The following is an 11,956-nucleotide window of genomic DNA, read 5'->3' as shown; positions in this document are numbered from 1 at the left end:
GCCGGGGCTCCTAGCTGGAGTAGGCGCTGTTTTCGTGCACGTAGTCGTGGGTGAGGTCGTTGGTCCAAATGGTGGCTTCGGCGTCGCCTGCCTGCAGGTCGATCTCCACCAGCACTTCGCGGGGTTCAAGGTCCACCAGGGAGCGGTCATCGCCGATGCTGCCGTTCCGGCAGATCTGGATGCCGTTCATGGCCACGTTGAGTTTGTCCGGCTCGAAAGCGGCGTCGGTGGTGCCCACGGCGGAGAGCACCCGGCCCCAGTTCGGGTCCTTGCCGAAGATGGCGGCCTTGAAGAGGTTGGAGCGGGCCACGGAGCGGCTGACCGTCTCGGCGTCGGCTTCACTGGCCGCGTTGAAGGTCCGGATGGCGATGTCGTGGCTGGCGCCCTCGGCATCAGCGATCAGTTTGCGTGCCAGCTCGGCGCAGACCTGCGTCAGCCCGGCACCAAACGCTTCCGCTGTGGGCACCGCACCGGAGGCTCCCGAGGCGAGCAGGACCACGGTGTCGTTGGTGGACATGCAGCCGTCCGAGTCGGCGCGGTCAAAGGTGACGCGGGTGGCATCGCGGAGGACGACGTCGAGCATTTCGGGCTGCACGTCGGCGTCCGTGGTGAGCACCACAAGCATGGTGGCCAGGCCCGGGGCCAGCATGCCGGCTCCCTTGGCTATGCCGCCAATGCTGAACTCCTGGCCGTCGGCGTCGGTGCCGATGAAGAGCGCCGACTTAGGCACGCTGTCCGTGGTCATGATGGCGGTGCCGGCGGCCGGGCCGCCGTCCGTGCTCAGCGCCGCCGCGGCAGCCTCCACCCCCGGCAGGATCTTGTCCATGGGCAGCTGCTCGCCGATCAGGCCTGTGGAGCAAACGAAGACGTCGGTGGCCGAGATCCCCAGAACCTTCGCCACTTTTTCCGCTGTGCTGTGGGTGTTCTGGAACCCGGTGGGGCCGGTGCAGGCGTTGGCGCCGCCGGAGTTGAGGATGACGGCGTCCACCCGGCCGTCGGAGACCACCTGGCGGGACCAGTGCACGGGGGCGGCTGCCACCCGGTTGCTGGTGAACACGGCGGCTGCGGCCTTGGAGGGGCCGTCATTGACGACCAGGGCGAGGTCTGGATTGCCGGACGCCTTGAGTCCGGCAGTGACGCCGGCGGCCCGGAATCCCTGGGGTGCGGTGATGGTCACGGGGCTACTCCCTGCAGGTTGAGGCCGGCGGTTTCCGGCAGGCCGAGTGCGATGTTCATGGACTGCACGGCGCCGCCGGCAGTGCCCTTGGTGAGGTTGTCGATGACGCAGGTGACGATGACCCGGCCGGCGTGGGCGTCGAAAACCAGCTGCATGGCGGCATGGTTGGAGCTCTGGACCGATTTGGTCGTGGGCCATTGGCCTTCCGGAAGCAGGTGGACGAACGGCTCGTCTTCGTACGCCTCGGCCCAGGCCAGGCGCAGCTCCGCGGCCGTGGTGCCGGCCTTGACCTTGGCCGTGGCGGTGGTGAGGATGCCGCGGCTCATCGGCGCAAGGGTGGGCGTGAAGGATACGGTGACCTGCTCCCCCGCCGCGTTGGACAGGCCCTGCTCGATTTCAGGGGTGTGCCGGTGGCCGCCGCCTACGCCGTAGGGGCTCATGGAGCCCATGACCTCCGAACCGATCAGGTTGACTTTGGCGGCCTTGCCCGCGCCTGAGGTCCCCGACGCGGAAACGATCACGACGTCGTCGGGCTCCAGCAGGTGCGCGGCGAATCCGGGGGTCAGGGCCAGCAGGGCGGACGTTGGGTAGCAGCCGGGAACGGCGATGCGCTTGGCTCCCTTGAGGGCCTCGCGCTGGCCGGGGAGCTCGGGAAGTCCGTAGGGCCAGGTGCCGGCGTGGGCGGAGCCGTAGAACCTTTCCCAGGCGGCGGGATCTTCGAGCCGGTGGTCGGCTCCGGCGTCGATGACCACGGTCCCTTCCGGCAGTTGGGCGGCGATCCCGGCGGAGGCACCATGGGGCAGCGCGAGGAACACGACGTCGTGTCCGGAGAGGTTTTCCACCGTGGTGTCCTCGAGGATGCGGCTGGCCAGCCCGTGCAGGTGGGGCTGGAGTTCACCGAGGCGGGAACCGGCGTTACTGTGGGCTGTGATGGCGCCGATGGTCACACCGGGGTGCCCGGCAAGGAGGCGGAGGACTTCTCCCCCGGCGTAGCCGCTGGCTCCCGAAACCGCAACAGAAATAGTCATGCTCCGACTATACAGCAATAGTTATGCATTGGTACTGATATTTATGCATTCGAGCGCGTCCAGGCAACGCGGCACTTGTCGTGCCGCCCGGGAGAGTCCCTAGGATGGTTTCGGCAGCCGGGGCCGGAGACGCCGGGACCCGCGAAAGGAGAGCCATGACGCACGCAATCGTCGCACGGCAGGCAGGCGGACCGGAAGTCCTTGAGTACACGGAGGCGGAACCCCCCGTTCCGGGCCCGGGGCAGCTGCTGGTCAAGGTCGGGGCGGCCGGCGTCAACTTCATTGACACGTACAAGCGCAGCGGCACGTACAAAGTCTCCTACCCCTTCACTCCCGGTTCGGAGGCCGCGGGCACGGTGGAGGCAGTGGGCGAGGGCGTGACCGGCTTCGCCGTGGGCAGCCGGGTAGCTACCGCTGAAGGCATCAGCTGCTACGCGGACTACGCGCTGGTGGATGAGGATGCCGCACTGCCGGTACCGAAAGGCCTGGATGTTTTCACTGCGGCAGCGCTCCCCCTGCAGGGCGTCACCGCCCACTACCTGATGAATTCCACCTTCAAGGTGGAGCCCGGCCACAAGGTCCTGCTGCACGCGGGCGCCGGCGGCGTGGGGCTGCTGCTGATCCAGCTGCTCAAGGCACGGGGCGCGGAAGTCATCACCACCGTCTCCACCGACGAAAAGGAACAGCTTGCGCTCGACGCCGGCGCGGACCACGTGCTGCGCTACGACGGCTTCGCGGAGCGGGTCAGGGACATCACCAGCGGAACCGGCGTCGACGTTGTCTACGACGGCGTGGGGAAGGATACGTTCGACGGCTCGTTGTCCGCTTTGCGTGTCCGGGGGATGCTGGTGCTGTTCGGGGCGGCCTCCGGGCCCGTCCCGCCGTTTGACCCGCAGCGCCTCAACGCCGCGGGCTCGCTGTTCCTGACGCGCCCCACCATGGGCCACTACCTGCGGGACGCGGCGGAGCGGCGCTGGCGCTCGGACGAGGTGTTCGCCGCCGCGGCCGATGGCAACCTCAAGGTCCGCATCGGTGCGCGCTACCCGCTCAGCCAGGCCGGGCAGGCGCACCGCGACCTCGAGGGCCGCAAGACCACGGGGAAGGTTCTCCTGGTTCCCTGACGCAGGGTCGCCAGCCAACAAAGAAAGTCCCCGCAACCATTCCAGGTTGCGGGGACTTTTGGCTTCCGGAAGCGCCCAGCTACCGCTGGACAGCTCCGAAGCGTTCGGCGGCCAGGGCAACTGCGCTTTCACGCGCCGCCGAGGCCTCGTCAGCGGTCAGGGTGCGGTCGGCGGCCCGGAAGCGGAGCCCGAAGGCCAGCGACTTCTTGCCTTCTTCGATGCCTTTGCCGGCGTAAACGTCGAACAGGGCCACGTCTTCCAGCAGTTCTCCGGCGCCTTCACGCAGGGCGGCAAGGACCTCGTCTGCCGGCACGTCGGCGGGGACCACGAGCGCCACGTCCTGGGTGGCCACCGGGAACGTGGAAATGTGGCGCGCCACAATCACGTCCGGTGCGGCTTCGAACAGGGCATCGGCGTCAAGTTCCAGTGCCACCGAACGGGCGGGCATGTCCGAGGCGGCCAGCAGCTTGGGGTGCAGTTCGCCGGCGTAGCCAACGGTCTCCCCCGTGCGCAGCGCCAGCCGGGCGGTGCGGCCGGGGTGGAACGCCTGGTGGCTGCCCTGGCTGACCACCAGGTCAACGCCCAGCACGTAGCCGGCAAGCCGGGCCACGTCCAGTGCGTCGGCCCAGTCCCACGCACGGGGCGTATGGGACGCGGCTGCCGGGGAATCGTGGCCGGTGAAGACTGCCGCAATGTGGAATGGCTGGTTCGGGACGCCGTCGTACAGTGCGTCAAGAACCTCATCGGCAGGCTTGGCGCCCAGCGGCGGGATGGAGGCCGTGCCCACTGTCCCCTCGGGCAGGAACACCAGGCCGGATTCGAACAGGGCCAGGTCCCGGAAGCCACGGGAGTGGTTGCGCTTGGCCACCTCGATCAGGCCGGGCAGGATGGACGTGCGCAGGTAGCCGTGCTCCTCGCTGATCGGGTTGGCCAGCTTGAGGGCGGTCCGCGCCCCTCCTTCATCAGCCACGCCGAACGTGTCGTTGGCCGCCTTGGACACGAAGGGGTAGGAGAGGACCTCGGTGAGTCCGGCGTCCGCCAGGGCCTGGATCAGGCGGCGGCGCTGCTGCTGGACGCGCGTCAGTCCACGGCCCGGAGGGGCGACCGGCAGGGTGGCGGGGATCTTGTCGTAGCCCACCAGCCGGGCGATTTCCTCGGTCAGGTCTTCCTTGGTCTCCAGGTCGCTCCGCCAGCTCGGCGGCGTAACCGTCCACCCGGCGTCGTGCTTTACCACCACGGCGCCCAGGTCCTCAAGGGAGGTGACGATCTGCGGCTCGGTGAAGTCGATGCCGATCCGTGCGGCGGCGAAGCCCGCCGGCAAGTCGATGGTGACGGTGTCCGGGGCGGTCCCGACGTCGGTTCCCGCTTCGTCAGCGGTGCCGCCGGCCAGTTCCACCAGGAGGTCAACCACGCGTTGGGCGGCGACGCCTGCCACCTGCCAGTCCACGCCCCGTTCGAAGCGCTTGGACGCCTCGGACGGCAGCTTGTGCCTGCGCCGGGAGCGGCCGATGGACACGTCGTCAAAGTGCGCCGCCTCAACCAGGATGTTCGACGTCGAGTCGCTCACCTCGGTGGCCGCACCGCCCATGACACCTGCGATGCCGATGGCACCGGAGTTGTCGGTGATGAGCAGGTCCTCGGCGTCAAGGGTGCGTTCCTTGCCGTCCAGGGTGGTGATCTTCTCCCCTACGGAGGCGCGGCGCACCACGATGTCGCCGGAGAGCTTGTCCAGGTCATAGCAGTGCGTGGGCTGGCCCAGTTCGAGCATGACGTAGTTGGAGATGTCCACCGGCAGCGAGATGGAGCGGATGCCGGCGAGCCGGAGCCGGGAGACCATCCATGGCGGAGTGGGCCGGGTGGCGTCCACGCCCCTGACGGTGCGGGCCACGAACCGGTCGCAGCCGGCCTTGCCGTAGATGGGGGCGTCGTCGTTGAGCTTGACGCCGTAGCCGCCGGAAAGTTCGGCCGGTGCCTGGACCCTGGATGCCGGATCCGTGAAGGCGGTCCCGGTGGCGTGCGCGTATTCGCGGGCCACGCCGCGGATGGAGAAGGCGTAGCCGCGGTCCGGGGTGACGTTGATTTCGGCTGCCTGGTCGTACAGGCCCAGGAGCTCCATGGCGTCGGTGCCCACCTCGGGGTCCAGCCCGATGCGGGACAGCACCAGGATGCCGTCATGGTCCTCGCCAATGCCCAGTTCGCGGACCGAGGCAATCATGCCGGCGGACAGGTGGCCGTACGTCTTGCGGGCGGAGATGCGGAAGTCGCCGGGCAGCACGGCGCCCGGAAGCGTGACCACCACTTTGTCGCCCTCAAAGAAGTTGTGCGCGCCGCAGATGATGCCCTGGACGCCGGACGGGTCGATGCCGTCCCCGGTGAGGGTCTGTTCCTTGCCTTCGGGGACAACGCGGACCTGGCACCAGTTGATGGTCTTGCCGTTGGTCTGCGGTTCCTTGACCAGGCTCAGGACCTGGCCCACCACCACGGGGCCCTGGAGGGTGTCCGTGGGACGGTGGACGGCCTCTTCTTCAAAGCCGACCTTGACCAGTTCTTCCATGACGTCTTCGGCCGTTGCTCCGGCCGGTACTGCTGCGAATTCCCGCAGCCAGGAAAGTGGGATACGCACTGTTAGATCTCCATCCCGAAGTGCTCGCTGAACCGTACATCGCCTTCGATCATGTCGTGCATGTCGGCAACCTCGTTGCGGAACATGAGGGCACGCTCGATGCCCATGCCGAAGGCAAAACCTGAATAGACGTCAGGGTCGATGCCCGCAGCGCGCAGGACGTTGGGGTTGACCATGCCGCAGCCGCCCCACTCGATCCAGCGCGGACCGCCCTTGGCGCCGGGGTGGAAGATGTCCAGTTCGGCGGACGGCTCGGTGAACGGGAAGTAGTTGGGGCGCAGGCGGACCTTCGCCTCCTCGCCGAACATCTGGCGGGTGAAGTGCTCCAGGGTGCCCAGCAGGTCCGCCATGGACAGACCCTTGTCGATGGCCAGGCCTTCGAACTGGTGGAACACCGGAGTGTGGGTGGCATCCAGCTCATCGGTGCGGAACACCTTGCCGGGGCACAGCACGTAAATGGGCACCTCGCGCTCCAGCATGGAACGGACCTGTACCGGGGAGGTGTGGGTGCGCATCAGCAGATGGGCTTCGGGCGGCTCCACGAAGAACGTGTCCTGCATTTCGCGGGCAGGGTGGTCCGGCTTGAAGTTCAGGGCATCGAAGTTGAACCACTCGGATTCCACCTCGGGGCCCTCCGCGATCTCCCAGCCCATCCCCACGAAGATGTCCGCCACGCGGTCCTGCAGGGTGGACAGCGGGTGCCGCGCACCGGCGCGGCGGCGGCGGGGGGCAGCGGTGACGTCCACGGTCTCCTCCACCAGGATCCGGGCGTCATTCTCGGCTTCGAGCACCGCGGTCCGCTCGGCGAGCGCCTTGTTGACCCGGCCGCGGGAAGCACCCATCAGCTTTCCGGCGAGCGCCTTCTGGTCCTTGGGCAGGCGGCCGATTTCCCGGTTCGCCAGGCTGAGCGGGGATTTCTCGCCGCTGTGGGCGAGCCGCACCGCCTTCAGCTCGTCAAGGGTGGCCGCACCGGCGATGGCGGTGATGGCCTGGTCTACAGCGGCGTTGATGGCGGCCTCATCCGTGGGGTTCGGGATGGCGGCGCCCGGCAAAGTTTCAGTCATCTACTGTTCTTAGCTACGAGTCGTGGCTGCCTGCGGCCGGGGCAGCCCTGCGCGGTTTCCCGCCCGGTGCCTCCGTCGCTGGCAGGTCATGGATGAATGCGCTGAACGTCAGTGTCATTCAATGACCAGGTCAGGGCTCGCCGGCAGGACCGGCGGCCACTGCCCTCCAGTCTAGTAGAACCCTCCGGTTACCATGGCCTCATGACTTTGCGGCAGCGCGCGGGTTCGGTGAATGGCCCGACGACGGCCCAGCGGCTCAGGCGGGCAGCAAACCTCCTCAACGGGAGCACCCTGGCCGGGCTCGCCGTCGCCCTGGCCGCCCGGACCCGGATCAGCCGGGGGCCGCGCGGGCTGATCATTGGCGCCGGCTACCGCTGGCGGCTGCCTTTCGCCGGCGCCTACACCCTGGGCAACGTGGTGCTGTGCCGCAGCACGGCTGCGGACCTGCTGTCCCGGCCTGCGCTCCTGGGGCACGAGGAACGGCATTGCAGCCAGTACGCGTGGTGCCTGGGGCTGCCCTTCATCCCCTTGTACCTGGCAGCGGCCGGCTGGTCCGTGCTGCGCACCGGCAATCCAGGGACAGCGAACATCTTCGAGCGGCGGGCAGGCCTGGCCGCCGGCGGCTACCCGCTCCGGGCGGCGAGGCAGCCGTGATGGGCCAGGACCCGCAGGTCCGCCGGGATCCTGGGACCATCACCGCCACCGGGACTGGATGGGCAGAAGCCGTGCCGGACCTGATGCTTGTCTCCATAGGCGTGGAGTGCCGCGCCGAGTCGGTGGGGGAAGCCTACGCGGCCGCGGGCAAGGACCTGGCGGCAGTTGCCTCGGCCCTCCGCGGCCGGGGCGTTGCCCCGGACGATATCCGCTCGGCCGGGCTGGCCGTCCGCGCCGACCTCGCCTGGCGGGACGGTGAGGGCCAGCGGCTTGTGGGCTACATCGCCTCCAGCAGCCTCGCGGTCAGGCTGCGGGACCTCGGCAGCGCGGCCGGCACTGTTTCCGCAGCCGTCCACACTGCCGGGGACAATATCCGCCTCAACAGCCTGCAGCTGGTCCTTTCGGACGACTCAGTGGTCCGGGCACAGGCCCGTGACGCGGCGTGGCAGGACGCGCTCAGTTCCGCTGCGCAGTATGCCGCATTGGCCTCGGCCGGCCTGGGCAGTGTCCTGTCCGTCACCGACCAGCGCCCGGCGCCGGGACCAGTGCCGCTTGCCGGGCTGCAGCGTGCATCCGCCACGGAAGGTCCACAGGTTGAACCGGGCCTGAACCGGGTGGAGGCAGCCGTCACCGTCACATGGGAACTGCGGCCCTAGCCCCCTTGGCACCTGCAGCCGTGTCCGCATCGTCGAGGCGTTGTTTCCACTGCATTGGACTGCGTGGCGCCTTGACTTAAATTCGAACATGTTTTCGAATGGTCCCATGAGATGGGAAGCGCAAGCACTGGTGCCCACGCCGGCCAACGCAGGAGGACCCGGCCCCGCGTTGCTTCCGCTGGCCGGGCTGGTCCGCTCCGTCACCACCCCCGAGTTCGCCGGGATCACGTTCCACGAGGTCACCGCAAAATCGGTGCTCAACAGGGTCCCGGCGGGATCGAAGATGCCTTTCGAGTGGACAGTGAATCCCTACCGCGGCTGCAGCCACGCCTGCGTTTACTGCTTTGCCCGCAAGAGCCACACCTACCTGGACTTCGACGCCGGCATGGACTTCGATAGCCAGGTGGTGGTGAAGGTCAACGCCGCGGAGGTCCTCCGGAAGGAACTGAACAAGGCCTCATGGACGCGCCAGCAGGTGGCGCTGGGCACCAACACCGACCCCTACCAGCGGGCCGAGGGCAGGTACCGGCTTATGCCTGGCATCATCAATGCCCTGGCGGAGTCCGGCACTCCCCTGTCCATCCTCACCAAAGGGACCCTGCTGGCACGGGACATCCCGCTGCTCAAGAGTGCTGCCGCACAGGTGCCGGTAGGGCTTGGGATTTCCCTGGCCATGACCGACGAAGCCCTCTCCGAGGCCATCGAGCCCGGCACCCCGGGTCCCAGGGCCCGGCTCAAACTGGTGTCCCGGCTGCGTGAGGCCGGGCTGCCCTGCGGCGTCATGGCGATGCCCATCCTGCCGTGGCTCTCCGACAGCGATGAAGCCCTGGATGCGCTGTTCGGTTCCCTGGCCGCCGCCGGCGCGACCGGAGTCAGCGCGGGCGCGCTGTACCTGAAGCCGGGCACCAGGGAATGGTTCATGAAGTGGATCGCCGCCAACCATCCCGAACTGGCCGGCCGCTACCGGCGGCTCTACGGGACCGGCTCCTACGCGTCCAAGGAATACCGGTCGTGGCTTGCGGGCAAGGTCCGCTATTTCAAAGCACGCCACGGCTTTTCGCATTCCTCCGGTTTCAGCCACCGGGACCTCAACAACAGGGACCTCGACAACCGGGACGTGGATGATCCACGCGCCGAGGAAGCGGAGTACCCGGCGGGGATCATTCCCACCGCGGTTACCGGAACATCCCCAGCCGGCTCCCCGGCAGCGTCCTCTTCGGCATCCCGCCCCGCGGTGCAGGAATCGCTCTTTTAACCGTTCGCAGGTCTAAGCGTCCGCTGGGTGGTTCTCTCCGGGTCTAACCCTGCGCCGGGGACCCGGGCACCAGTGCCGCCACTGACTCCAGGAGGGCACGGACAATCGGGTAATCGGCCGGAATCCACGGCAGCCCAAGGACTGCTTCGCTGTCCTGCAGCCGGATCCAGCGCAGTTCGTCATGGTCTTCCAGGGGTGCAGGTTCGCCACGGGTCACCTCGGCGAACCACACCCTCATGCTGGCCCGGTCGTTGAGGGGCCAGCCGGCCGGTGTTTCCGCCGGCAGTTCTGCTCCCAACCGCACTCCGATTCCCAGCTCCTCGGCCAGCTCCCGTACCAGCGCCGCTTCGGCAGCCTCGCCGTGTTCCACCTTGCCTCCGGGGAACTCCCACAGCCCGGCGAGGTGCTCCGGAGCGCTCCGCCTCGCCACCAGCAGTGCCGTTGGATTGGCCAGCGAGTCCACCACGGCTCCGCCCACTACCTGAATCAGTCCAGTCACCGGCCCATTCTATGGGCCACAATGGGAAGGTCCAGGAACGTCAGTTTGCCTTCGTCCGGCCGAAGCGCCGGGAATAGCTCCTGCCTGCCAGGGGTTTGCCAGACTGTCCGGACCGTCCCGCCCCACTGCCGTGGCATCCGTCCCCGTTCCAGATCCACACTTGACGAGAAGCAGGCATATGAGCAGCGTTATTTCCCCGTCCACGGCAGCCCGCACCAAGACCCCCAACGTCGGCATGGCCATCTTTGCCCTGGCCATGGGCGGGGTGGGCATCGGCGTCACCGAGTTCACCATAATGGGCCTGCTCAAGGAAGTGGAACAGGGCCTGGGGATCAGTACTCCAGAGGCCGGGCACCTGATCTCCGCCTACGCGCTGGGAGTAGTGGTAGGTGCTCCGCTCCTTGCCGCCGTTGGCGCCAGGCTGCCCCGCAAGAAACTGGCACTGGGCCTCCTGCTGTTCTTCACCGTGGCCAACCTGACCTCGTTCATGGCCCCTGACTACGGGTCGATGCTCGTTTCCCGCTTTGCCGCCGGGCTGCCCCACGGTGCGTTCTTCGGAGTTGCAGCCGTCATCGCTGCATCCCTGGTTCCCCCCACCCGGCGGGGCTGGGCCATCTCCATGGTCATGGCCGGGCTCAGTGTCTCCAACGTGGTGGGCGTCCCGTTCGCCACGTGGCTGGGCCAAACCTTCGGGTGGCGCCTGCTGTTTGTGCTGGTGGGCGCCATCGGCCTGCTGGCCCTGGCCATGGTGTGGAAATTCGTCCCGTTCCAGCACGCCCACCCCGATGCCAGCATCCGTCGCGAACTTGGCGCCCTCAAGCGGCTCCAGGTCTGGCTGGCCCTCCTGGTGGGCATCGTGGGCTTCGGCGGCTTCTTCGCCACCTACACCTACATCGCGCACACCATGACGGCTGTGGCCGGCATCCCGTCGGGGCTGCTCCCCCTAGTGGTGGCGCTCTACGGGCTGGGCATGGTGGCCGGAAACATTGTCGGGGGCAGGCTGGCCGATAAATCGGTGATGGGCACCCTCTACCGCGTCCTCCCGACTATTGCCGTTGCCCTGGTGGTTTACGCGGTGGCAGCCCACTGGCAGTGGAGCGCCATGGTGATGGTGTTCGTGGTGGGAGCTTCCGGTTCCATGCTGATCCCCGCCCTGCAGACCCGCCTCCTCGACGCCTCGCCGGATGCACCGTCGCTGGCATCTTCCCTCAACCATGCCGCCCTCAACGTCGCCAACGCACTCGGCGCGTTCCTCGGTGGAGTGGTCATCGCCCTCGGCTGGGGCTTTGTTGCGCCGGCACTCGTCGGCGCCGTCCTGGCCGTCCTCGGTTCCGGCGTCGCCCTCCTCAGCGGCTTGCTGGAACGCAAGAGGCCGCTGGCGGGCTAGGCTGCCGACCGCCGCGTGCCCCGCCGTCACGGCCCCTCCAACTCCCGACCGCGTGAGGCTCCTAACGATGCGGCAACGCCCTTTTTGGGGCTACTGACTTTGCGGGGTGCTTATGTTAGCTTGAGGCTCATCGGGACTATTAATCCCGGTCACAATGAGGAGGAGACATGGGTTTTCTTGCTTGGATTATTCTGGGCCTGATTGTCGGGGCCATCGTTAAAGCCGTTATGCCCGGACGGGTCGGCGGCGGCTGGGTTACCAGCCTCATCCTGGGTGTCGTTGGAGCCATCGTTGGCGGCTGGATTGGCAGCCTCCTGTTCAACAAGGGCGATCTTGCCTTCTTCGACCTCGGCACCTGGATTCTCGCTATCGTCGGCGGCCTGGTTGTCGCCGGCATCTACGGAGCCGTCACCGGACGCGGAAAAGCCAGCCGCGCTCCCTGATAACTCTGTCCAGCAACAACCATCGGGCCCCGGATTTCCGGGGCCTTTC

11 protein-coding genes are annotated in these 11,956 nt (G+C 67.7%); 6 read left to right on the top strand and 5 right to left on the bottom strand.

Annotated elements, in window-relative coordinates; genetic code table 11:
• Positions 1-10: 10 nt before the first annotated feature.
• Both argJ and argC read right to left on the bottom strand, forming a co-directional pair.
• Entirely contained in the window at positions 11-1,177 is a 1,167-nt protein-coding gene (gene argJ, locus VIK36_RS07985; protein ID WP_255175078.1) for a bifunctional glutamate N-acetyltransferase/amino-acid acetyltransferase ArgJ, read from the bottom strand.
• The gene (gene argC, locus VIK36_RS07980) at positions 1,174-2,205 is read right to left on the bottom strand and encodes an N-acetyl-gamma-glutamyl-phosphate reductase (RefSeq protein ID WP_324644717.1); all 1,032 of its coding nucleotides are present in this window, start codon (positions 2,203-2,205) and stop codon (positions 1,174-1,176) included. Before argC ends, argJ begins: the two co-directional genes overlap by 4 nt.
• A 155-nt stretch (positions 2,206-2,360) precedes the next feature.
• Here argC and VIK36_RS07975 point away from each other — a divergent pair, with 155 nt between their 5' ends.
• The gene (locus VIK36_RS07975; RefSeq protein WP_324644716.1) at positions 2,361-3,326 is read left to right on the top strand and encodes a quinone oxidoreductase; all 966 of its coding nucleotides are present in this window, start codon (positions 2,361-2,363) and stop codon (positions 3,324-3,326) included.
• A gap of 79 nt (positions 3,327-3,405) precedes the next feature.
• Here the strand turns inward: VIK36_RS07975 and pheT are convergent, their stop codons facing one another.
• Positions 3,406-5,949, bottom strand: a complete 2,544-nt coding sequence (pheT, locus tag VIK36_RS07970; RefSeq protein ID WP_324644715.1) for a phenylalanine--tRNA ligase subunit beta — start codon at positions 5,947-5,949, stop codon at positions 3,406-3,408.
• A 2-nt stretch (positions 5,950-5,951) separates the two neighbouring features.
• Positions 5,952-7,013, bottom strand: coding sequence for a phenylalanine--tRNA ligase subunit alpha (gene pheS, locus VIK36_RS07965; RefSeq protein WP_324644714.1), 1,062 nt, complete (start codon positions 7,011-7,013; stop codon positions 5,952-5,954).
• Between the two features lie 201 nt (positions 7,014-7,214).
• On the opposite strand from pheS, the gene VIK36_RS07960 reads away from it, so the two are divergent.
• From VIK36_RS07960 to VIK36_RS07950, 3 genes are all read left to right on the top strand, one after another.
• Entirely contained in the window at positions 7,215-7,667 is a 453-nt protein-coding gene (locus tag VIK36_RS07960; protein WP_324644713.1) for a hypothetical protein, read from the top strand.
• Positions 7,667-8,323: an SIMPL domain-containing protein gene (locus tag VIK36_RS07955; protein WP_324644712.1), complete on the top strand. Its 657-nt coding sequence runs from the start codon at positions 7,667-7,669 to the stop codon at positions 8,321-8,323. Before VIK36_RS07960 ends, VIK36_RS07955 begins: the two co-directional genes overlap by 1 nt.
• Before the next feature lie 106 nt (positions 8,324-8,429).
• Positions 8,430-9,578, top strand: a complete 1,149-nt coding sequence (locus VIK36_RS07950) for an Rv2578c family radical SAM protein (protein WP_324644711.1) — start codon at positions 8,430-8,432, stop codon at positions 9,576-9,578.
• A gap of 43 nt (positions 9,579-9,621) precedes the next feature.
• On the opposite strand, the gene VIK36_RS07945 is transcribed toward VIK36_RS07950, so the two are convergent.
• The gene (locus tag VIK36_RS07945) at positions 9,622-10,077 is read right to left on the bottom strand and encodes a (deoxy)nucleoside triphosphate pyrophosphohydrolase (protein WP_324644710.1); all 456 of its coding nucleotides are present in this window, start codon (positions 10,075-10,077) and stop codon (positions 9,622-9,624) included.
• A 178-nt stretch (positions 10,078-10,255) separates the two neighbouring features.
• On the opposite strand from VIK36_RS07945, the gene VIK36_RS07940 reads away from it, so the two are divergent.
• A complete protein-coding gene (locus VIK36_RS07940; RefSeq protein ID WP_324644709.1) occupies positions 10,256-11,464 on the top strand; it encodes an MFS transporter in 1,209 nt (402 codons plus the stop codon).
• A gap of 167 nt (positions 11,465-11,631) precedes the next feature.
• Positions 11,632-11,907: a GlsB/YeaQ/YmgE family stress response membrane protein gene (locus VIK36_RS07935; protein ID WP_159632311.1), complete on the top strand. Its 276-nt coding sequence runs from the start codon at positions 11,632-11,634 to the stop codon at positions 11,905-11,907.
• The last annotated feature ends 49 nt before the right edge of the window (positions 11,908-11,956 follow it).

Source organism: Pseudarthrobacter sp. LT1, assembly GCF_035621795.1.
Taxonomy (GTDB): domain Bacteria; phylum Actinomycetota; class Actinomycetes; order Actinomycetales; family Micrococcaceae; genus Arthrobacter.
This window is presented reverse-complemented; position numbering and strand designations above follow the sequence as displayed.